At 37.7% G+C, this 22415-nt stretch carries 18 protein-coding genes and 4 pseudogenes; 3 read left to right on the top strand and 19 right to left on the bottom strand.

Features of this window, described 5'->3' with window-relative positions; genetic code table 11:
- Nucleotides 1-31: 31 nt before the first annotated feature.
- Nucleotides 32-1165, top strand: a complete 1134-nt coding sequence (locus RBL01_RS01415; protein WP_002319497.1) for an alcohol dehydrogenase catalytic domain-containing protein — start codon at nt 32-34, stop codon at nt 1163-1165.
- A 30-nt stretch (nt 1166-1195) separates the two neighbouring features.
- Nucleotides 1196-1486, top strand: coding sequence for a YrhK family protein (locus RBL01_RS01410; protein WP_002319496.1), 291 nt, complete (start codon nt 1196-1198; stop codon nt 1484-1486).
- A gap of 56 nt (nt 1487-1542) precedes the next feature.
- On the opposite strand, the pseudogene RBL01_RS01405 reads toward RBL01_RS01410, so the two are convergent.
- The 16 genes and pseudogenes from RBL01_RS01405 to RBL01_RS01330 form a co-directional block, all read right to left on the bottom strand.
- Nucleotides 1543-2006: pseudogene (locus RBL01_RS01405) on the bottom strand (GNAT family N-acetyltransferase).
- A gap of 129 nt (nt 2007-2135) precedes the next feature.
- Nucleotides 2136-3389 carry a PTS sugar transporter subunit IIC gene (locus RBL01_RS01400; protein ID WP_002287577.1) on the bottom strand — a complete coding sequence of 418 codons (1254 nt, stop codon included), beginning with the start codon at nt 3387-3389 and terminating at the stop codon, nt 2136-2138.
- 28 nt (nt 3390-3417) lie between these two features.
- Nucleotides 3418-3735, bottom strand: coding sequence for a PTS lactose/cellobiose transporter subunit IIA (locus RBL01_RS01395; protein ID WP_002287579.1), 318 nt, complete (start codon nt 3733-3735; stop codon nt 3418-3420).
- Nucleotides 3736-3760: 25 nt separating this feature from the next.
- Nucleotides 3761-4081: a PTS sugar transporter subunit IIB gene (locus tag RBL01_RS01390; protein WP_002287582.1), complete on the bottom strand. Its 321-nt coding sequence runs from the start codon at nt 4079-4081 to the stop codon at nt 3761-3763.
- Between the two features lie 464 nt (nt 4082-4545).
- Nucleotides 4546-5961 carry a glycoside hydrolase family 1 protein gene (locus RBL01_RS01385; RefSeq protein ID WP_307780867.1) on the bottom strand — a complete coding sequence of 472 codons (1416 nt, stop codon included), beginning with the start codon at nt 5959-5961 and terminating at the stop codon, nt 4546-4548.
- Between the two features lie 15 nt (nt 5962-5976).
- Nucleotides 5977-7293: a PTS sugar transporter subunit IIC gene (locus tag RBL01_RS01380; RefSeq protein ID WP_025477867.1), complete on the bottom strand. Its 1317-nt coding sequence runs from the start codon at nt 7291-7293 to the stop codon at nt 5977-5979.
- 149 nt (nt 7294-7442) lie between these two features.
- Complete coding sequence (locus RBL01_RS01375; RefSeq protein ID WP_002300890.1) at nt 7443-8141, bottom strand: FadR/GntR family transcriptional regulator; 699 nt, start codon at nt 8139-8141, stop codon at nt 7443-7445.
- A gap of 288 nt (nt 8142-8429) precedes the next feature.
- A pseudogene (locus RBL01_RS01370) lies at nt 8430-9385 on the bottom strand (aldo/keto reductase).
- 113 nt (nt 9386-9498) lie between these two features.
- Nucleotides 9499-10332, bottom strand: coding sequence for a peptide-methionine (S)-S-oxide reductase MsrA (msrA, locus tag RBL01_RS01365; RefSeq protein ID WP_307780868.1), 834 nt, complete (start codon nt 10330-10332; stop codon nt 9499-9501).
- A gap of 233 nt (nt 10333-10565) precedes the next feature.
- Nucleotides 10566-11309, bottom strand: a complete 744-nt coding sequence (gene truA, locus RBL01_RS01360; RefSeq protein ID WP_002300898.1) for a tRNA pseudouridine(38-40) synthase TruA — start codon at nt 11307-11309, stop codon at nt 10566-10568.
- Between the two features lie 190 nt (nt 11310-11499).
- A complete protein-coding gene (locus tag RBL01_RS01355) occupies nt 11500-12135 on the bottom strand; it encodes a DUF998 domain-containing protein (protein WP_307780869.1) in 636 nt (211 codons plus the stop codon).
- A 146-nt stretch (nt 12136-12281) separates the two neighbouring features.
- Entirely contained in the window at nt 12282-13502 is a 1221-nt protein-coding gene (gene sstT, locus RBL01_RS01350; RefSeq protein ID WP_002304113.1) for a serine/threonine transporter SstT, read from the bottom strand.
- A gap of 335 nt (nt 13503-13837) precedes the next feature.
- The gene (locus RBL01_RS01345; RefSeq protein WP_025477866.1) at nt 13838-14515 is read right to left on the bottom strand and encodes a DUF4767 domain-containing protein; all 678 of its coding nucleotides are present in this window, start codon (nt 14513-14515) and stop codon (nt 13838-13840) included.
- A gap of 251 nt (nt 14516-14766) precedes the next feature.
- Entirely contained in the window at nt 14767-15309 is a 543-nt protein-coding gene (locus RBL01_RS01340; RefSeq protein ID WP_002312676.1) for a ferritin-like domain-containing protein, read from the bottom strand.
- 4 nt (nt 15310-15313) lie between these two features.
- Nucleotides 15314-15541, bottom strand: a complete 228-nt coding sequence (locus tag RBL01_RS01335) for a heavy-metal-associated domain-containing protein (RefSeq protein WP_002300905.1) — start codon at nt 15539-15541, stop codon at nt 15314-15316.
- Nucleotides 15542-15619: 78 nt separating this feature from the next.
- Entirely contained in the window at nt 15620-17500 is a 1881-nt protein-coding gene (locus RBL01_RS01330) for a heavy metal translocating P-type ATPase (protein ID WP_002300907.1), read from the bottom strand.
- Nucleotides 17501-17800: 300 nt separating this feature from the next.
- Here RBL01_RS01330 and RBL01_RS01325 point away from each other — a divergent pair, with 300 nt between their 5' ends.
- Nucleotides 17801-18121, top strand: a complete 321-nt coding sequence (locus RBL01_RS01325) for a PRD domain-containing protein (RefSeq protein ID WP_002330723.1) — start codon at nt 17801-17803, stop codon at nt 18119-18121.
- Between the two features lie 195 nt (nt 18122-18316).
- Here the strand turns inward: RBL01_RS01325 and RBL01_RS01320 are convergent, their stop codons facing one another.
- From RBL01_RS01320 to RBL01_RS01310, 3 genes and pseudogenes are all read right to left on the bottom strand, one after another.
- Nucleotides 18317-19912: an alpha-glucosidase gene (locus tag RBL01_RS01320; protein ID WP_307780870.1), complete on the bottom strand. Its 1596-nt coding sequence runs from the start codon at nt 19910-19912 to the stop codon at nt 18317-18319.
- Nucleotides 19902-21089, bottom strand: a pseudogene (locus RBL01_RS01315) (glucose PTS transporter subunit IIA); the annotation flags it as partial. The gene RBL01_RS01320 and the pseudogene RBL01_RS01315, both read right to left, overlap by 11 nt.
- 130 nt (nt 21090-21219) lie before the next feature.
- Nucleotides 21220-22381 (bottom strand): annotated as a pseudogene (locus RBL01_RS01310) (IS3 family transposase).
- Nucleotides 22382-22415: the final 34 nt, after the last annotated feature.

The following is a 22415-nucleotide window of genomic DNA, read 5'->3' as shown; positions in this document are numbered from 1 at the left end:
CAATTTTATGAATTTGAAAGGAGCATCTCCAATGAAAGCAGTCACTTGGCAAGGAAAACAGAAAATGGAAATCAGAAACGTAGATGATCCAAAAATATTAGAACCAACAGATGCAATCATCCGTATCACAGCAACAGCCATTTGCGGCTCCGATCTGCATCTTTACCATCATGGTGAAGCAGTTTTGGAAAAAGGGTATGTTGTAGGACACGAACCAATGGGAATCGTTGAAGAAGTGGGATCTCAAGTTCAAACATTGAAAAAAGGGCAACGTGTGGTTATCCCTTTTAATATTAGTTGTGGTCATTGTCATTTCTGCCTGAATCACATGGAAAGCCAATGCGATGAATCAAATCCAGATCAGTTATATGGCGGGCTTTTCGGATTTGGCAAGTTGAACGGTAATCATTGGGGTGGTCAAGCGGAATATCTAAGAGTTCCTTATGCAGACTCTACTTCATTTGTTGTACCAGATAATGTTCTTCCTGATGAAAAAGTTTTATTTCTATCAGATATTTTGCCCACAGCTTATTGGAGCGTTGAAAACGCAGGAGTAAAAAAAGGCGATACAGTTGTGATTCTAGGTTCTGGTCCAGTCGGTCTATTCGCTCAAAAATTCGCTGTTATGGCTGGAGCAGAGCGCGTGATCGCAGTAGATCCAGTACAGCACCGTCTAGATAAAGCGGCTAATTACAATGGGGTTGAAACTTATTTCTTAGAAGACACGGCACAAGCTGGAACAGAATTGTATGAACTGGCTAAAGGTGGCGCAGATGTCATTATCGATTGTGTAGGAATGGACGGATTAGAGCCTGTCAAAGAAAAAGCGAAAAATTTAGTAAGCTTACAAAGCGGCACAATCTCTCCATTACAGATGGCATCGCAAGCTGTCAAAAAATTTGGAACAGTCCAAGTAACTGGTGTTTATATGACTCCAGCTTCTTCTTACCCGCTGCAAGAATTTTTTATGCGGGATATCGCTGTCAAGCATGGACAGGCACCAATTATCCATCTAATGCCAAAAATTTACGAAATGATCGCAGAAGGACTATTCGATCCCACACAAATCATTACTCATTCGCTGCCACTATCAGAAGCAGCACAAGCATATGAAATCTTTGACAAAAAAGAAGATAAAAATATAAAAGTTGTTTTGAAACCTTGAATTCAGTAAAAAATACAGGTGATTTTCTTTATGCCCAAAATCAAACGAAATACCCATGAGATCGAAATAGGAAAAGAAGAAGATATCGAAATACGAGGACGTCGCTTCCGCTTCTATTTCCAAAATCGTTACACATTGATCTCACTGGCTGTCGATTTATTAACCGGGATTTTCTATATTTTTGGAAGCCTTGCTTCCTTAACTAAAATCCCCGATCGATATGGCACCTATTTTTATTTGGCTGGTGCTATTTTCTTGACAATTCGTCCTATTCTCAGAATCGTAAGGAACATTTTTATTTACGACGAAAAAAAACAATGAAGAGAACAAGCAAAAAAAAGAGGCATGAGATTTGAAAAAATCTCATGCCTCTTTTTTCACCCTATCGTATCACTTTGATACAGACGAGCGGTCGTCCCACTTTCTTCCTTGACCATTGTCAAAAATGTCCACTCGTATCGTTCATAAAACGTGGTATGATCTGTAATTAAATAAAGTTTTTCATACCCAAGTTGATGCATTTTTTTCTAATTTCCGCTAATATCCGCTTGGCTATCCCCTGCTTACGCTTTTCCGGTTCAACAAACAGGGCACAAAGATTTGGTGTCAGATCGGGACGGTTATGGAAGTCGTTTTCAATGACGCCCGCTCCTCCGACGATGGTTTCTTTTTCATCTAAGACCACATACCATTGAGGAATACTTTCCTTATTAGCGATTCCAGTACGAATACTTTCCTCATACACAACAGCAGGAACTCCCCATTTTGATGAAAACCACTTCGCACTTTGTTTTACTAATTCTGGGTGTTCTCTTAATTTGATCCAGTTATATGTAACCAATGTTTAAACCTCTGACTAAAATAAAACGTTTACAAAAATTATACAAGTCTTTATGAAAATTAGCAATGACAACAATAGTGATGTAAAAAAAAACGGAAAACAATCACTTGTTCTCCGTTTTTTGATTAATCAAGCATCTAAAGCTTCTTTTCTTCTTTCTTGGATCGTAGCTACCTTGACGAACGGTAGATAGATCAAAATAGAAAGAACCAAATTGACAGCGGCTAGTACACCACCTGCAATACTTTTTGTTGCCAATACACCGCCAATAATTGGTGGAGTTACCCATGGAGGCATAACGGTAGCTGCTGGCACTAAACCTGTAGAAGTCGCAAAGTAAGCAACACTAACTAAGACCATTGGTGTCAAAATAAATGGAATGAACATGATCGGGTTCAACACGATAGGTAACCCAAACATCGTTGGTTCATTAATATTGAAGACACCTGGCGCAATCGACAAGTTTGTTACAACCATATATGGTTTGTTTTTACGTCCTACTAAATAAATAGCTAACAGTAAACCTAAAGTTGCACCTGTTCCTCCTAAGTTGACAAAGCTGTCAAAGAAAGGTTTGTTCACGATAAACGGTGCGCTATGTCCAGCTGCGATTGCATTAACGTTTGCTTCAATGGCTGGCGCATTGATTGTTTGCATCAAAGGATCGACCATATTCGCTCCGTGTAAACCAAAGAACCATAAGAATGGTGTGATAAATGCAAGCAGTAAGGCAGATGGATAAGAGTTTGCAAGTCCCATAAATGGTTCTTGGACCACTGTATAGAAAGAACCTACGATATCATCAACACCGAATGCAGCAAAAATTGCAGCAACTAAAGCAAACGCAGAGATAGTGATCATTGCTGGTAGTAATGAAGCAAATGCTTTTGCAACTGCCGGTGGCACACCATCAGGCATTTTGATGATCAATTTTTCATTTCCGCTTAAACGTACAAAGATTTCTGTTGAAATAATCCCAACAATAATAGCAATAAACAAACCGTTTGAGCTCATACCTAATGCTCCGCCTAAAGCGAAGAAAGAGCCTAAAGAAATCACACCTGCGGAAACACCGTCTTTTCGGTAGCCGTTAGCTAAATGATAAGCAAGCAAGAAAGCAATCAAGACAGAAAGAATGGCAAATGTACCGTTCCAAGCAGCAGCCCCGAATCCTTTCCATGATTCACCACCAAAAATTGAGTTCATCAATTCTTGGAACCCGGGAATCGGTAAGTTATTGATCATTACTGCTAATGCTCCTAAGATCATTAACGGCATACTCACCATAAATGAGTCCCGAATCGCAACTAAATGCCGTTGTGCACCAATTTTTGATGCTACAGGTATAAAATGTTTCTCCATAAATGCAACAAATTTATCCATAAATCTTCCCTCTTTTCTTTACTGTAGATTACGCGTTCAATCGACGATACAGATCAATGATCTCTTTTGCTAAATCTGTAAAAGCTATGGATGTCATCAGATGATCTTGACTGTGGACTGTCAAAAGCGTGACTTCAACGTGATTTCCTTGTGCTTCTTGTGTCAGCATCTCTGTTTGAGAGTGATGTGCTTGGACTAAAGATTCCTCTGCATCTTTGATTTTTTCATCTGCTAAAGTGAAATCACCTTTTTTCGCAGCAGCAATCGCTTCCATTGCATCGCTTTTTGCATTTCCGCCAAACATGATCAGACCCATGATGGCTTCTAGATTTTTTTGATCTTCCATTTATTGTATCCTCCGATAATTTTTATTATTTGTTTATTAGTTTTTCTGCTTGGTCGAGTACTTTTTCACCATTCATCATGCCATAGTCAGCCATATTGATTACATCTAAAGGAATGCCTTTAGGTGCTAGCTTTTCAGCAAATTGATTTTGCATAAAGCGTACTTGCGGTCCTAAAAGTAAAACGTCTACATTTTTAGATTCTAGTTGATTATCCGCATCTGAAGCAGATACAGCAAAGATGTCTGCTTCCATTCCTTTTGCTTCTGCTGCCTTTTGCATTTTTGTGACTAGGAGACTTGTACTCATTCCAGCTGAACATACAAGCATGATTGTTTTCTTTTCCATTTTAAACACGTTCCTTTCTATACTTACACTTGTATATAAGCAAGTAGCGTGCCAACTTTAAAAGCGCTTTAAAAAGTTGATATCATCACATTTAAGGTCTATACCAAGTTGCATACACACTAAAAAAGAAAGCGCACACTAAACACACAAATTAATTTTTATTACCTTTTTTCTTTTAACGTGCACAAAAAAAGTTGTGACACAAAACTTGTCACAACTTTTTTTCGAATAAACGGTATTCAAAAGCTTGCATCTGCGGTAATAAGTCCAACCAAGTTAAAAACATAAGATGTTGTTTTTACTTTGCTATTCTTATTACTTGATGCAGGACAGCTTTTTCACAACCTCTCAATAAACGGTGTTCAATCAGCTGACCCTGGGTTTTAGCTCAAAACGCTGGATTCACAACCTCTTTTATTTCAAATAACCAGTAAATACAATGAACATCTACAAAAAACTTCTATTTATTTATAGATTTCGTCAGGCAAATCCAATTCTCTCTTATCAATCAAAGTCTGATACCACGAAGCAGATTTTTTCAATGTTCTGCTTCGTTCATCGTTCAATTCGATTCGAACTAATCCATATCGATTCTTAAATGCATTCATTGGTGACACACAGTCAGTGAATGCCCATAACATATAGCCTTCGCAATTTGCGCCTTCTTCTGTTGCTTTGATCAAATAACGCAAATGCTGTCCGATAAATTCGATACGGTAATCATCTTGCACGATTCCTTTCTCATCCATATACCGTTCTTCATGTTCTCTTCCCATACCGTTTTCTGTTATCAGCCAAGGGATATTATGATAATTTTCTTTTAGATACATGGCTATATCATACATGATTTTCGGATAGATTTCCCATCCCCTGGAATTATTCATTTTCTTCCCAGGTAAATCAAAGACTTCATAATATCGTTCTGGATGGAAAGGTGTCTCTTCATTCCATTGATAACGAGGAGCGCGAACGCGTTTAGGATAATATTGATTGATTCCAAGGAAATCTACTGTATGATGCTGAATCGTTTCTAAATCCTCTGTTGCAGGATCGAAATAAATCGATTGTTTTTGACACAACTCCAGGAACTCTTCTATGTAGTACCCTTTTACCATCGGATCAAAAAATACTCGATTATAAAACAAATCATACATATAAGCAGCTTTTTGGTCTTCTGGAGAATTAGATCGAGCATAGACCATTTCAGGATTTAAAATACAGCCAATCCTTCCACCATAATTTCCGCTGCGGTAAATCTCTACTGCTTTAGCCGTTGCTAAAACTTTATGATAATTCCACATCATCCACTTTTTTGTGTTTTGTTCATGCGGCCAGCGAACAGCATCCAAATAGCAACGCGTTTGGGGAACGATTGGTTCGTTGAATGTAAACCAGTTTTTTACCCTATCACCGTAACGATCAAAGGCAATTTGAGCATACTTAGCATAAAAATCAACTACTTTTCTTGAAGACCAGCCATCATATTTTTCCAAAAGAAAAGCTGGGACTTCATAATGTTCCAAACAAATCATCGGTTCTACGTCTGCTTCGATCAAAGAGTCGATCATTTCACTTATATGCTGAGCATATTCTTCATCTACTATACAGTTCTCATAATCAGTAAAAAAACGAGCCCAATTGATAGAAGTCCGATAATGTGTCAGATGGATGGATTTCATCAGATCCACATCCTGCTGGTATTGTTCCATAAAATTAGTTGCTACGGCTGGGCCATACCCATTATGCCAAACAAAATGTTCATTTTTATACCAGCTATCTATAAACGAATCCTGTCCTTCTTTTTTTCCTTTCCAACCTTCCGTTTGCCAAGCAGAAGATGCAGCACCAAGAATAAAATTTTTTGGAATAGTAATTTTCATGATTTCCTCCTGTTTTTAGATCCCATCATTTTCCACACGATTTGCTACTTTTACAAATGGCAGATAGATCAAAATAGAAACAATAATACAAACAAGTTGCGTAATAACTGCACCGATATTTCCTGCTGTTGCCAGATAAGCATTGACGATCGGCGGCATTGGCCAAGGGACCATTACAACTGCTTTCGCCGCAAACCCTAAAGCGGTTGCAAAATAACCAATCGTTCCTGTGATAAGAGGCGTTAAGATAAACGGAATAGCTAAAATTGGATTCAGCATGATCGGCATACCAAAAATAACTGGTTCATTAATGTTGAAGATCCCAGGAGCAAGGGATAACTTGGTGATTTGTTTCATATCCTCCCGTTTTCCAACTAACAATACTGCAATCAGTAAACCGATCGTGACTCCAGACCCACCCATACTCATATACATATCCCAAAATGGCATAGTAATAATGTTCGGTACTTCTTTTCCAGCTTCAAAAGCTTCCGTATTTACAGCAATTGCCGCTAAAAGCAACGGTTCCCGTATCGGCTTCACCATTTGATTTCCATGGATACCAATCACCCAAAAGACTTGCGCAATAAACATCAATAGCAAAATACCCGGTAACCCTTGAACGACACCTTCTAATGGGCGTTGTACGACATTGTAAATGATATCATAAAGGTACATTCCTGTAAGTTCTTTGATGATAAATCCCGCAGCCGCGATACCCGATACAGTCAGAATCGTCGGGAATAAAGCAGAAAAACTAGCAGAAACATTCGTTGGCACGGTATCAGGCATTCTCAGCTGTAGTTTCTTCTGTTTCCTCAACCAGCAATAAAGTTCAATAGAAAGGATGGAGACCAACATTCCCAAAAATAACCCTTTCGTGTCTGTATATTGTTTAGCCAATACGTTTTCTACTATAACAGTCTGATTTTCATTCACTAATTCATAAACAGTTGGATTAACAGATAAATAAGACATCACTGCGATGATACCAGGGAATACACCATCCACTTTATTCAGCTTGGCTAATTCGATCCCTATTAGAAAAACAGCATAGATGGTCAAGAAACTTAGTGTGACATAGCTGATGGCAGATGCGATAGGCTTTAATTCTTCTAAAAAACGCAAGTAACTTATCTGTGCTAAGCCATTTTCCGAGTCAAAGACCATTGCTGAAAACAATGTGCCAAAAGCACCCGTAATAATTACCGGAATCAATGCAGCAAATGCGTTTTTTATCACCATGATATACCTTAAATTATTGATTCTCGTTGCCACGTTCCCTAAAACTTTGGCTAATTTATCCATAAAACTCATTCCAGATCCCCTCATTCCTGCTTCTTCTCCTTGACGTCATCTCTTTTTGTCTATTAGTCAGCGCTTACATTTTGGTGAACAGAAACTATTTACTCCTCTTTTTTACCAAATATAAAACAAAAAATCATCTGATGTATTTATCATAAAATACATCAGATGAACTGTCAATTAGTTTCTTTTTCTCCTATTATTTTCTGTAATTCTCTCCGATTTATTGCCATATGGACAGTCATTGCGTCAAACGCAGCAAGTACGTTCCGCCTTTCGATGGCCTGAACGATCTCTGTATGAATATCGATCGTCTCGATTTTCAGATGCTGGATATCATAATTTTTATTAAACAAAGCAATCGATTCATTAATGATTGGGATAATATGCAGCAAGGCTATGTTTCCGCTAGCTTCTGCAATCATCGTATGAAAATCGATGTCTAATTGAACATGTTCTTGTGTGCCTTCTCGAAAAGAAGTTTCAATCTTTTGCGTTAATTTTTTCATTTGGACGATTTGATTCTTCGTTGCATATTCCGCTGCCAAACCTGCCATCTTAGGCTCCAATAAATATCTCAGTTCAAATAAGTCTCGTATCATCCGATCCTGATCTTCAATCAAAGAAAAACCGAGTGGGTCATTGGCAATCCCTCGCTTATCACTGACAAATGTCCCCGCTCCTTGCCGAACTTCAAGGATATTCCTGGAAGCTAGAGCCCGCACAGCTTCTCGCACCGTGCTTCGCCCCACCTCTAAATAATCGGACAATTCATATTCATTCGGCAGTTTATCTCCTACTTGCAACTGCATTTCCTTTAAATATCTAAGGATCTTGTCAGTAGTTACTTCTACTAGGGTTTTATTTTCTTCCAAACCACATACCTCCTTTTCATCTGATGTATTTTTTCGTAATTATTATAACACGTTTGAATCATCTGATGATTTTTTGTATAAAAAATCGATTAATCCGTTCATAGACATACAAACGAAGAAGATATTTACCATAAAAAAGACTAGGATAAAATTCACTCCTAGCCTTCGATCATTTTTATTTTGATCGACAAAAAATATGATGTTCAATAACAGACGATCTTCATTCGATTCTTGATGTCATCTTTTGTTTTTTTTAATATATGGATAAAAAGTTTGATTACATCGTTTCTATTCTAGAATTTGGTCGATTCTCAATTCTTCTTCTGGTGAGAAATCTAAATTATCCATCATTCGAACACTTTCTTGTAACTGACTTAACCGACTTGCTCCGACCAGTACACTTGTAACAGATTTTTGTCGTAAATTCCATGCAAGGGCCATTTGCGCTAATGATTGTCCTCGTGATACGGCGATTGTTTGCAGTGCTTTGATTTTTTCCAGAGTTGATCCAACTTGTTCTTCTGAAAGGAATGGTATTTCCTTACGATGTGCTCTAGAATCTTCAGGAATACCATGTAGATAACGATTTGTCAGCAACCCTTGAGCAAGCGGACTGAACGTGATTGCCCCTAGCCCTTCTTCTTCTAATACTGGAGATAGATCGTCTTCTAGTAGTGCACGAGAAAACATATTGTAGCGCATCTGATGAATAATGAACGGTGCTTCCTTTCTTTTTAAAATTTCAGTCATTTTTTTGTATCTTCTCCATTATAGTTGGATATACCAATATATAATGCTTTTCCTTGTCTTACAAGTTGCATCAACGCTTCTGCTGTTTCTTCCAAAGGTGTATCAGGGTCTGGGCGATGATGATAGAAGATGTCAACATAATCTAGCCCCATTCTTTGGAAACTTTGGTCACAACTTGATATGATGGATTTACGAGAGCCCCATTCCCCATATGGCCCTTCCCACATATGATAACCTGCTTTGCTAGAAATAATCAGTTCATCATGGTAGGCTTGAAAATCTTCTCTAAAAATACGCCCAAAGTTTTTCTCTGCAGCTCCAGCAGGGCCTCCATAATTATTCGCAAGGTCGAAATGGGTAATTCCCATGTCGAATGCGCCTCTTAAAATCTCTCTTTGATTATGGATAGGATCATAATCACCAAAATTTTGCCATAATCCGAGAGATAAAATCGGTAATTTCAAACCTGAATGACCGGATTTACGATATTCCATTTTTTCATAACGTGCACTATCTGCAATATACAATTTTTCTCCTCCTCATCAAATCTTTTTAAAACGCTTTCTTGTTTTCTATTTTTAGTTTACTACATTTTAAAGAAAAGGAGTTAATCAAAATGATTTTTTCGTATATTTTTTTGCCATTTGTTTTTTACTCGTTGATAGATCAGAAATTGATTACGTGCTTGCTGGATTTTTTTATAGCGTTTCGGTTGTTTTTTGTAAAATTGCTGATGATAGTTTTCTGCTGGCCAAAACGTACCGGCTGGTTCGATTTTTGTGACGATTGGTTGGTGGAAAGTTCCTGAACTGTCTAGTTTCTGTTTTGATTGTTCCGCTAATTCTTTTTGTCGTTCGTCTTGATAAAAAATCACTGGACGATATTGCTTCCCTCTATCTTGAAATTGTCCAAATGTATCTGTGGGATCAGTAATTTGCCAATAGATTGTCAGCAACTCGCTATAACTTATTTCTCTTGTGTCATAAATGATCTCCACAGCTTCCACATGACCTGTGTAACCACCACTTACTTGATCATAATTCGGTTTTTCAACATGTCCGCCCGTGTATCCTGACAAAACAGATAGGATCCCTTTTTTCGATTCAAACGGCTCGACCATACACCAGAAACATCCCCCTGCAAATACTGCACGTTCTTGATAGTCAGCATCTTGTATGGCATGCTTGGAAAAGTCATATTTTTGCTCCTTATCAAATCCTTCCGTAATCAATAAATAAAAGTCCATTACATCAGGCGTCAGATTCATTCGGATAGCTAATGGACGTAGTGTTACTTCTAGTTTTGATAACTGTTCTTTAACGGATATATTTTCTCTTGTGTCATTCTTTGTCTGAATCAATACTTTTCGTTCCCAATCTCGTGTATTCGGATTCAAAATCAGATTATAAAGTGTTTGAATGAATATTTGTTCCTCATCCATAGATTCTCCTCCTTTCCGAAGAAGACAAGCTAGTGACTTTAGCTGTAATTTATCATAAAGTGAGGAAATAATCGATTGAATCGTATTTATTCAAAGAAGATAAGCAGCTTCAGATGATATAAGATGATCTTTATCTTAAAAAGCATACTCTATGGTTTGGTTTAACTAAAAAACGACCTCTGAAAAAAGGGATGTTCTCCAATTCTCAGAAGTCGAGTAAAGATGATTCTTTTTTATGAGCGATAATAAACTTCATCCAAAAACAGACCTTGTGCAGGGACGGTTTCTCCTGCATGTTGCCGCACTTTGCTTTCAAATATTTCATCGATTGTTTCTATCGGCATGGCACCTGTGCCGATTTCTAGTAATGTCCCCATGATAATCCGCACCATTTTATATAAGAATCCGTCTCCGACAAAAGTAAAATGAAGCATTTCTCCCTTTCGTTCGATAGATAATTCATCAATCGTACGCACTGTGGATTTTTTTGATTTTTTCAATGCAGAAAAACCAATGAAATCATGTGTACCCACTAATTTTTCGCAAGCTGCATTCAGCTTGTCCATATCCAACTCTTGAGGGAAATAAAAGCTGTGGTTTCGCTCAAATGCTGAAGGAATCACGTTATTCCAAACATAATAGCTGTATTTTTTGCCCACCGCATTATATCTTGAATGGAAGCGCTCAGGCATTTCTTCGATTCTTTTGATGACAATATCCCGCGGAAGGTAACGATTCATAAAGTCGATCATTTCTGCCAGTCCAATTTCTGTGTTTGTTTTAAAATTTGCTACTTGTCCTCGCGCATGGGTGCCAGCATCTGTTCTTCCTGATCCAATAATTTCTATCTCTTCATTTGTCATCTGATGCAATACTTTTTCGATTTTTCCTTGAATGGTTTTATCGTCATCTCCAAGTCTTTGCCATCCTGAATATCTTTTTCCGTCATATTCGATTGTCAACTTGATGTTTCTCATATTTTAGTGGCTCCTCTGTCTTCCATTTGGTCTTCTCTCTACCTTTTTAAGATTGTAGCACAAAATATAGCTCCTTGCTTCTCTAAGACAGAAGCTATACAAGAAAACTGTGGAAATATATATTTCAGAAAAACAAAAAACAGCCACCGGATGAAGTATCCGCTGACTGTTCAATTTGACGGCTCAAGTTTTACTGTTTGAGATGCAAGATACTCAACCAGGCAATGGGCACATAATTAAAGAAAAAACTGATTCTTTGGCAAAAACCTATTTTATTCAGTAATGGCCAAGAATTTATAGAAGGAATTCTTGCCAGTCCATAAATCGCCGCAAAAAGCAAACTGATCACAGACAGTCCAAGGTATAAGTGGCTTACGTCCATTTGCCCATTTTTTCGATAGATCAAGAAAAGAAGAACTGGAAACAATAAAAAACCACTGTAACCTAAACCTGATCCGATATTATGGACCCATGTCGAGACATTCCACGAAGATTCATGGGTATTGATACTGAACAAACCTGTAAAGATACAATCACCTATACCATAGAACGCGATGGCTGCTGTAACTAGGGTAGCTAACACACGAGATGTACTTACAAATGCAGCATACAATGCAGGCAATGACAGGATGAAAAAGATCCCTGAAACCACAGACCAAATAAGAAACGCTTTTCTTACAGGACTGGAAACCTCTCCAAATACACTGATCACGCTCTTCATTTGATCTAATTCAGGATAATACAATCCTAATACGTACGGAGACAAAAAATCACTCAGCACGCCTAATAATAAAAAGAAAAAACCAAATTTACGTAAAAAATCCATGATACGCCTCCAATAACAATTACCTATGCTTTTAATTGTTATTATAAACGACTTTATCTTGATTTAACAGAAACCTCTATTTACACGAACATCTATATAACTCATTAAAAACTCGAATCATTTTAAAAATACTAAATATCTAACGTTCAACGTTCACTTAATCCATCTAAACAATCTTTCAATTTGATTTTTTCCCCACTTCTTTTACGCGCGCCTAGCTCTCCTATTGCAGTAAACAACAGATCACTTGACGAATTTAAGGCAGTTTCCATTGAATCCTGAATAACACCGATAATAAATCCAATACCAACGATTTGCATCGCGACATCATTAGAGATACCAAACAAACTACATGCTAATGGAATCAATAACAGTGAACCGCCCGCAACACCTGAAGCTCCACAAGCAGCTAAAGCAGACAAAATACATAAAAGGACTTTCAAAACAAATGGTGCTTCAATCCCTAAAGAATGTACAGCAGTCAACGTCATCAAGGAAATGGTAATCGCGGCACCGCCCATATTGATCGTAGCACCTAACGGGATCGATATGGAATAAGACTCTTTTGTCAATTTCAATCTTTCAGCCAACATCATGTTTATCGGGATATTTGCGGCAGAACTTCGGGTAAAGAAAGCGGGAAGTGCGCTTTCTTTCAAACAAAAGAAAATCAATGGATAGGGATTTTCTTTAATAAACAAAAACGTGAGGAATGGGTACACAACTAATGCGACAAACAGCATCGTACCGATCAAAACAAGTAAAAGCTGCAGATACTCTGCCAATCCAGCGATTCCAGTCGTAGCAATTGATTGATAAACCAATCCTAAAATCCCTATCGGAGCAAATGCAATAATCACTTGTACGACTTGTGACAACGCTATAGATATCTGATCCACCAACTCTTTTGTCGATTCTGAACGTGCTCGAAAAGCTAGTCCCAACAATACAGCCCAGAATAAAACGCCAAGGTAATTCGCATCAATAAGAGATTGAACAGGATTTTGTGTGACATTCGTCAACATAGTAGATAAAACACTTTCCAAACTTTGCGGTGCTTTTTCAGATACTGTTTCTTGTAAAGTAATAGGAACAGTAAAAATTGAACTTACAATGACTGCTACAAGTGCAGAAAGCAATGTTCCCACTAAATATAAGATCAAAATAGGCTTCACGAATGTCTTATTCCCAATTTTATGCTTGGCAATTGACGCCATCGTCAAGAAAAAAACCAGAATAGGTGCGATTGCCTTCAAGCAACTGACAAACAACGTCCCCAATATTGAAATAAATGTCCACGTGGGGAAAAAGATACCAAACAATATTCCGACTAAAATACCAACAACAATACGTTGAACTAACGACATATCCAAAAACTTCTCTAACAAATGACCACCCTTTCACAATTTTAACAATCATTGTATCATTTTATCTAAAGAAACTAAAGGTGCAATTTTATAAAAATTCTAATAATACAATTGGCAATTCATGCTCTTGCAACATTCAATTTTAGTATTGGAGGGTTTATTCAATCTCTAAAGAAGTCGAGAGAAAACTATTTATCGTTATTATTATAGTTATCCAAGTAAAACGTAACTAAGATGAAGGACGAAACTAGAAATTTCATCCTTCATCTTAATTCTTAGACATAGCAATCAATTAATATTTTCCACTGAGTCTCTTCTTTCTCTCACTGGTTTACTTACCCATAAACGATTTGATTAAAGCCATTTTTCAATTCATTATTCGCTGTCTCGTTAAAGTAAAGATAATTATCGGGATTCCCCTGATTTTGTTGTGTCACCAATACTTTTGGCTGATTTTGCTGAAACCCGAATAGATAGACGTGCTTTTTCAGATATGGTTCTGTCTCTGCATCGGAATAGACGGCTGTGATTTGATAGTCTGCTTGACCTGTCCCACTTTCTGACCATTCTGCAGAAACAGGCACTCCACCAATAGCCATCTTCCACTCCCCGTTCAAAATAACTTGAGGGACTTTAAGACCATATAAGTCCACACTCATTTGATTCGTATAGCTTTTGTATTGTTGTCCCATTGTTTGGCCCCATGTAGCCATAAATGCCTCTAATTGTGCGGATTTGTCTGCATTCCACAGTGTTTGTTCGACTTGTTCGCTGCTTTCTGAAGATGAAGCCTCTACAGAAGAACTTGAAGTAGATGTTTGAGTTGTTTCAGTCGTTTTGGAAGACTCTGACGAAGTAGAGGTATCTGCTGTTTCCGTACTTGCTGCAGTTGGCTTGCTCTCTGTGCTAGTTGTTGTAGTAGTTGCAATTGTTGCTTTCGCTGTTTCTTTTGTTGATTCTTTTTTCGATTCATTCCCGTTGGTACAACCAGCTAACAAAAAAGCTAGACCAATTGTTACTAAAATCCTTTTTTTTAAATTAAAAAACTCCTTTCGATTACTCCCACTTCTTTATTCTATCAAATAAGCAATGTGATTTTATTGATTTTTTGTATTTTCTCATCCATCTTTTAAACCTTTTAAAAACTAAGAAGCACCCGCTGATGTTGTCTGTAATACATCAGCGGGTGCTTCTTTTATTTTAATCTTCGTGATTTTCCAATTTACCTCACGCTTTATATTTGTATTTGAAGAAACATAGACTTTTAGTCATCATCGTCTTCCTCATCCAAATCTTGTCGGACAGTTTTTCCTTGGAGTCTTTGTACTTGGTAGATGATTTCTTTATTGAAACTTAAAAGTTCAACAAGCAATTGTTGCAAGCCATATTTTTCTTCTTTTTCAGCTAATTTGATTGCCCGTGTGATAAAGACATTTTGGAAATCAAAATCTTTTGCAAAGTTTTCCAACATTGTTGAGGCTGGTAAATATTTGTTTTGACCATGTTCGTAAATTTTTCCATAACGCATGACTTCTTCTAAAGTAGACGGAACGATTTCATTTTCAATCACTAACTCATGAGAGATTTTATTGAACCATCTCGCTTCTTGATCAGCATATTCTGAAAAAAGGGTACTTAATTCTTGCGAAGATGTACCCAAAACATACAATTGTGCTTGGATCAATTTCATTTCTTCTAATTTAAAATTTGCCAATACATGCCCCACCATGGCGCCAGCAGTTGGTTTATGATGATCGATATCTGCTTGTTTTGTTTCTTGAGCAAATTTTTCTTCCACTATATTCACTGATTTACGCCTCTTTTACTTTTGTTGATTGGACTTCATAACCTAATTTTTCCACAACTGCAGCTAATTGTTCAGGGTGGACTTCATCTGGATCAAAGTTTGCTTTGATTTTGCTCGCATTAAACAAAACTTTCGTATTGCTTACCCCAGGCTGTTGAGAAACCGCATGTTCTATTTTTTGCATACAGCTTGGACAAGCTAGTGTATCTAATTGCATAATCATTTTTTTCATCGTAGTTCTTCCTTCCTTTTTCTTGATAGTCTTATTCTAGATTACAGCTTCCATAAAAAAATTGATTCTTATCAAGTTTTACGATTTTTCTTCTTTGCTTTCGTGTCCAAAATACAATAAACGCATCGCGTTAAAGATAACGATCAAGATACTAGCTTCGTGAACGAACATCCCACTAGCCATGTAAATAAACCCGGCAAATAAGCCGATGAGTAAAAATAAGACGACACCAATGGCAATCACTACATTTTCACGGGTATTCAAAACAGTTTTCTTAGCCAAACGGTAAGCATGAACCAACGATCCAAAACTAGATTGCATCAAGACAACGTCACTCGTTTCGATAGCGACATCCGTTCCTGATCCCATAGCAATCCCGATATCAGCCGCAGCCAAAGAGGGAGAATCATTGATTCCATCTCCAATGAAAGCAACGTGCAATCCTTGTTCTTGGTATTTTTTCACAAATTGAACCTTTTCATCTGGCAATAATTCAGCATGGACTTCATCAATGCCTAACATATCAGCTACATAATCAGCAGTCATCTGATTATCACCTGTCAGCATCACTAAATGTTTTGCTCCTGCTTGTTTCAACATAGCTAATTGTTCAGCGACTTCTGGTCGAATCACATCTGACACACCAATGATTTGAGTGATTTTTTTGTCGATTGCTACAATAATGACTGAGCTGCCTCTTTGTTGTAATTGATGTAAATCTTGTACTTGCTTTGGTGTGAGAGAAAGTTTGTGAGCGGCAATCAATTTGGTGTTGCCCGCACAAACTGTATGACCATCAATCTCAGCTGTGATTCCTTGTCCCTTGATCGTCTGATTATCTTTGACTGCTAATTGTTGAAAATCAATGTCTTTCTCCTGAGCATAATGGATCACGGCGCGCCCCAGAGGATGATCGGATAACGTTTCTAATCGAGCCACTAAAGCTAAGCTGTCCCCTTCATCCTCTGTATAGTTCTTGATAGTGGATACAGCAGTAGTTCCTTTGGTCAATGTACCGGTTTTATCAAAGACAAAAGTATCGATTTTGGAAAAAGTATCCATTGCTTCACCGCCTTTGACTAAGATGCCCCGTTTCGCTCCATTACCGATTCCTGCTACATTCGAAACAGGCGCACCAATGACTAAAGCGCCAGGACAACCAAGAACCAAAACAGTGATGGCTAAACGAAAATCACGACTGATCAGACCAACAAGCAACGCAATAAGTAAAACGGTTGGAGTATAATACTGAGAAAATTGATCAATGAATTTTTCCGCATGTGATTTGGTATCTTGTGCTTCTTCGACTAATTCTATAATTTTGGCAAAGGTCGTATCATCTCCGACCTTAGTTGCTTCGATCGTCACGTAGCCATCTGCTAAAATCGTTCCAGAAAATACGTTATCTCCACTGATTTTGACGACTTGTCGTGATTCACCCGTCACTGCGGCTTCATCCGCATACCCTTTCCCGTCAATGACTCGTCCGTCCACAGGAATAGCTCCACCAGTTTTTACTAAGACGATATCGCCTTCTTCCACGTCATCGATTTCCACTTCTTCGGTCGTTCCATCTTCTTGGACAACGCTGGCAGTCGATGGGGCCATCTCGGTCAAAGCCTTGATTGATTCCCGCGTTTTGGTCAATGTTTTTTGTTCCAGATAACTACCAAACAAAAACAAGAATGTAACGATAGCTGACTCCTTGTATTCTCCGATCATAAAGGCACCAAGCACAGCAATAGTAACGAGTAAATCAATTGAGATAACTTTGACTTTTACTGCCTGATACGCATGGATTATAATAGGTATGACCGCAATAATAGAAGCTATGGCTAGAGCAATGTTATAGAACAAGACAAATCCAGTAAATTTCCCGATAAAACCAAAAATAATCAACACAGCTGATAAGGCGGTGATATGATTTCGATGCTCTTGGATCCACTTTTGTAATTTCATCTTTCTCCCTCTTTTCCTTTTCATTCTTACGAGACTAAGTATAGATACTTATCCATCATAAAAAATTGACCACTATCAAGTTTATTCAAAAAGGCGGTTTTCTTTTGGTATACTGAATTCCTACAGTCATTAAACGATCATATAGAAAAAGGAAGCGCCGAAACGCTTCCTTAGGTAGTTCTATTTTTTTATTCAAAGATAAGATGCTTTGTCATCTTACGACTGAAGAACAACAATCAAAAAAGGGCAGCAGCCACTCATTCACAAGAAATATCGTTTTTTGATATGGGAATTGAAGCAGTGGACAAATATCTCTACTTATTAGCTGGGAATAAGATCCAAAAAAGCTTAATGGATTTTATCCAAGAATTGGAATGTACTTTCCACAAAAAATTCACTCATTCCATTCTTTTAAAACTTTTGATTCATACAGCGTGTCTAATTGAGCGTACATTGATAAACGGTCATGAACTTAAAATTATATCAGAAGATGACACAAGACCTTCTCATGAAACAATTTTTCATGTAAAAAAGGCCTTCAAAAATATTGAAACAGAATTTGGGATCACTGTTTCTTATGATGAATGTTTCTTTATCTATGATATTATCGCATCTAAATAATCTTTTTTTATGTAAACGAGTATTTTTTTAACTTATTGTTTAAGAGTGATAATATTCCATCCTAACAATTAAAGGGAGACAATTAAAAGTTTGTCCCCCTTTTTGCTGACTAAATTGTTTTCTATAAACAAATCGAATAACTGTTTCATTGAACTATCTACCTCATAACAAAGATTCATCTATAGAAAAAAACACTTAATAGATCAGCGCGCTAAAAGCTTCATATGGGAGTAAATTGTTAGTAATTTTCTTTTTGTAATTTTGGATCAAGACTTGTTTGACACGATACTTACCGATTGGAAAAGTAGTCTTTTGATCAGAAAAATTAACTACAACTAGTATTTTTTGGCTTTTTAAACTGCGTAGATATGCTAAAACATTCGGTTCCTCTGTCTCAATGACTTGATATTTTCCACAGACAATCACAGGTAATTCTTTGCGCAATTCGATCAGTTTTTGATACGTATAAAACAAGGAATTTTGAGCAGCTAATGCTGCTTCTACATTGATCTCTTCTGTATTCCCCACTGGCAACCAAGGAGTGCCTTCCGTAAAGCCACCATTTTTGTGATTGTTCCATTGCATCGGATGGCGAGCATTATCTCGCCCCTTCGAGTTGATTGATTGGATCAACTCTTCCTTCGAATAGCCTTTTTTTATACGTTCTGCATACATTCTTTGGCTTTCAATATCATCTACCTCATCAATACTCTTTACTGGATAATTGATCATGCCGATCTCTTCTCCTTGATAGATATAAGGAGTACCTTGCATAAAATGGAGGTATATCGCTAGCATTTTTCCACTGATTGTTCGATATTCTTGATCGTCCCCCCAGCGAGAAATGATTCGTGGGAGATCATGATTATTCCAAAATAAAGAATTCCAACCACAACCACCTAATTCAATCTGCCATTTAGAAAAAGTCCGATGTAATTCCTGTGGATCTAAATCCTTTAGATCCCATTTTCGCTTGCCATTCTGTTTGTCTAGATTAATATGCTCGAATTGAAAGACCATTGATAATTCTTTGCGTTCTTCTTTTGAATACAGCTGCGCAATCTTGGGCGTTGCCCCCCAAGTCTCTCCCACTGTCACTACATCATAATGACCAAATGTTTTTTGGTACATTTCTTGCAATAAATCATGTAAAAGAGGACCATTTTTAGTAATAGATTGTTCCGGCTGTTTTCCAATCAGATCAATGACATCTAATCGAAATCCGCCAATCCCTTTCTCAAGCCAAAAATTCATCATGTCATAGATTGCTTGTCTCATCTTTGGATTTTGCCAATTCAAATCCGGCTGCTTTTTCGAATGCAAGTGCAGATAATATTGATTCACTTCGGGCACATAGGTCCATGCTGAACCGCCAAAGTTCGACTCTAATCCATTCGGTTCTTTACGCCAAACATAATAGTCGTGATAGGGACTGGTAACACTTTTTTTTGCCGATTGAAACCATGGATGTCTGTCTGACGTATGATTGATAACAAGATCCATGATGACTCTTATTCCCCTTTGTCGTGCTTCTTTTATCAGTAAATCCATATCTGCCATCGTTCCATATTCTGCGCCTATTTTTCTGTAGTCACTGATATCATAGCCATTATCCTCATTAGGTGATTCATAAACCGGGCTTAACCATATCGCATTGATTCCCAGTTTTTCTAGATAATCTAACCTTAAAAGAATACCAGGAATATCTCCAATATCATCTCCATTTGTATCTTGAAAACTTCGAGGATAGATTTGATAGATTACTGCACTTTTCCACCATTTATTTTTCATCTGTTTCACTCACTATCAGAATATCTTCACCACTTTTGACCGTGTTTTTTTCAAGAATTTTTACATTAGCATATGCAGAGGAATTAGTGACAATTTCCATAATTGTATCGTCGTACCCTTCTTCTTTAAGCAATTTACGATCAAATGTACCGAGAATATCCCCTTTTTTCACTAATTCACCATATTGTCGCTGTGTCGTGAATCCGGCCCCTTTTAGATTCACTGTATCGATACCGATATGGATCAGTACTTCCGCTCCTTTCTCTGTTTTCAAGCCATATGCATGTTTAGATTCGTGGACAACTGTCAATATACCATCTGCTGGAGCATGGACTACCCCGTCATCTGGTTTGACTGCTATACCTCTTCCCATCATTTCAGTGGAAAAAACTGGATCTTTTACCTTCGTTAAAGGGAGAATCTTCCCGCTGACTGATGCAGCTAAAACTTCATCTTGCGGTTTCCTAGTCGTTTTAGGAGATGAACTGATTGACTCAGCTGCTTCTGTTCCTTTTGATTCACCATCTGCTAGCAGTTCCATATGTTTTTTTCCATAGAAGTAAGTGCTTAAAAAACCGATCACTATACTGATAACAATTCCGATCATGAATGAAGGAATCGAACGAGGTGCAATGGAAATAAAGCCAATGACGCTTGCCGGTCCCATCGCAACTGCTAATACGTGGAACAAGCCGATAAAGAATGAAGCAATTCCTGCAGCAATCATTCCACAAATAAACGGAAATTTCAGTTTCAAATTCACACCGAATATCGCTGGCTCAGTAATCCCCAACATAGCGGAAACACCTGCAGTGGTAGCTAGACTCTTTTGCTTTTTATTTTTTGTCAGCAGCATAATCGCCAAAGCAGCCGCTCCTTGCGCTACATTTGCCATTGAGGCAACTGGAAAGATAAAAGAGCCACCCGTTCTGGCAACATCTGCTAGTAAAGTAGTCTCGATTGCTGGAAAGCTTTGATGTAATCCGGTAATGACTATCGGCGAATAGAAGAGACCAAAGACACCTAAGCCGAAAGCTCCAGTAGTACTGTATAACCAGCTTAATCCATCAGCTAAGCCGTCTCCGACAGTACGCATCACCGGCCCTACTACTGTAAAAGTTAAAAAACCAGTAATAATAATAGCTAGCATTGGAGTAAATGTGTAGTCGAAAGCATTAGTGGAATGGCAACAGTTTTTTTGACAAATTTTATAAGGTGCAGAACTTCTTTCCGTATGCTATTCCGATTGTCCTTGACAATGAGCCTCCTCGGATGTGACGATCTTCGGCAGGAGCTAACAGTTAAAGTTAGACTGCCTCGCTAGCGTTAGCACATCCGAGCTCATTATCAAGGATTCGCTGCGCCAATCTCTGGTTACGGTAACCAACCGGTGTCTCGTAGCCAAGTGTACCGTGCAACCGAAGGTGGTTCCACCAATTGACATAGTCAAATAACTCCAAATCCAATTGTTGTAAGGTTTCAAATGTGTATTGATAGACAAATTCTACTTTCAACGACTTATAAGTTGATTCAGCTACGGCATTATCAAAAGGACAGCCTTTATGACTCAATGATCGATTGATGTCAAAAGTTGTTAATAATTCATCAATAGCTTGGTTATCAAACTCTTTTCCACGATCAGTATGAAAAATCTCAACCTCTGTCAGAGGTTGTTTGATACGGCTAAATGCTTTTTTTACTAGAACGGCATCTTTATGTTCTCCACAAGAATAGCCGAGAATTTCTCGATTGAACAGATCCAAAATGAAACAGACACAATTCCATTTTTTCCCGACTCGTACATAAGTCAAGTCTGTTACGATCGCTTCTAATGGGTTGTCTCTTAAGAATTTACGATTCAATACGTTTGTCGTTTTGGCTTCATTGCAAGTAGAATGATGTACTTTAAAATAAGCAACAGTATAGCTCGATTTTAATCCTCTATTTTTCATGATTCTACTAATTTTTCGTCGGCTGATCTGAATGCCTCGTTTTGATAAGGCTTTTTTATTTTTCTTGAGCCGTAGGCCTTTCGGCTGCGGATAAATTCTTCAGCGACTACTTCTTCAAGTTCTGATTCGTCTTTCTTTGGTTTTGATTGATAATAATAGGACTGACGTGATAGACCTAATATTCTGCACATCGCTGATATAGGGTAAAGATGCTTATTCGCATCGATTACTTGTCTCTTCGTCCGAATATCAGCGCTGCTTGCTTTAAAATATCATTTTCCATTTCTAATTGCTGGTTTCTTTTACGTAGTTCTAACAATTCTTTTTGTTCAGGCGTAAGATTATCTTTTTCTTTGAATGAACCACTCGTTTTAGATTGCTTTACCCATTTGTCAAATGCTGAAGCCGTTAGTTCATATTCTCGAATGATTTCTACACGTGGCTTTCCAGCTAAGTAAAGATTGACGATTTGTTGCTTGAATTCTTGTGAAAAAGTTCTTCGTGTTCTCTTAGACATAAAAATTCCTCCTGGTATGTTTTCTTCTAGTCTA

The sequence above is a fragment of the Enterococcus sp. SB12 genome, from assembly GCF_030910025.2.
Lineage (GTDB): Bacteria > Bacillota > Bacilli > Lactobacillales > Enterococcaceae > Enterococcus_B > Enterococcus_B faecium.
Note: the sequence above shows the minus strand (reverse complement) of the source record. Positions and strands in the feature narration are given on the sequence as shown.

Coding starts and splice junctions, on each gene's coding strand:
- RBL01_RS01395 (WP_002287579.1), bottom strand. CDS start 3,735: ATGGAAGATCAAAAAAATCTAGAAGCCATCATGGGTCTGATCATGTTT.
- RBL01_RS01390 (WP_002287582.1), bottom strand. CDS start 4,081: ATGGAAAAGAAAACAATCATGCTTGTATGTTCAGCTGGAATGAGTACA.
- RBL01_RS01415 (WP_002319497.1), top strand. CDS start 32: ATGAAAGCAGTCACTTGGCAAGGAAAACAGAAAATGGAAATCAGAAAC.
- RBL01_RS01335 (WP_002300905.1), bottom strand. CDS start 15,541: ATGAAAAAAATGATTATGCAATTAGATACACTAGCTTGTCCAAGCTGT.
- RBL01_RS01410 (WP_002319496.1), top strand. CDS start 1,196: ATGCCCAAAATCAAACGAAATACCCATGAGATCGAAATAGGAAAAGAA.
- RBL01_RS01355 (WP_307780869.1), bottom strand. CDS start 12,135: ATGGATTTTTTACGTAAATTTGGTTTTTTCTTTTTATTATTAGGCGTG.
- msrA (WP_307780868.1), bottom strand. CDS start 10,332: ATGGATGAGGAACAAATATTCATTCAAACACTTTATAATCTGATTTTG.
- RBL01_RS01380 (WP_025477867.1), bottom strand. CDS start 7,293: ATGAGGGGATCTGGAATGAGTTTTATGGATAAATTAGCCAAAGTTTTA.
- RBL01_RS01320 (WP_307780870.1), bottom strand. CDS start 19,912: ATGAAAAATAAATGGTGGAAAAGTGCAGTAATCTATCAAATCTATCCT.
- RBL01_RS01330 (WP_002300907.1), bottom strand. CDS start 17,500: ATGAAATTACAAAAGTGGATCCAAGAGCATCGAAATCATATCACCGCC.
- RBL01_RS01385 (WP_307780867.1), bottom strand. CDS start 5,961: ATGAAAATTACTATTCCAAAAAATTTTATTCTTGGTGCTGCATCTTCT.
- sstT (WP_002304113.1), bottom strand. CDS start 13,502: ATGTCGTTAGTTCAACGTATTGTTGTTGGTATTTTAGTCGGAATATTG.
- RBL01_RS01400 (WP_002287577.1), bottom strand. CDS start 3,389: ATGGATAAATTTGTTGCATTTATGGAGAAACATTTTATACCTGTAGCA.
- truA (WP_002300898.1), bottom strand. CDS start 11,309: ATGAGAAACATCAAGTTGACAATCGAATATGACGGAAAAAGATATTCA.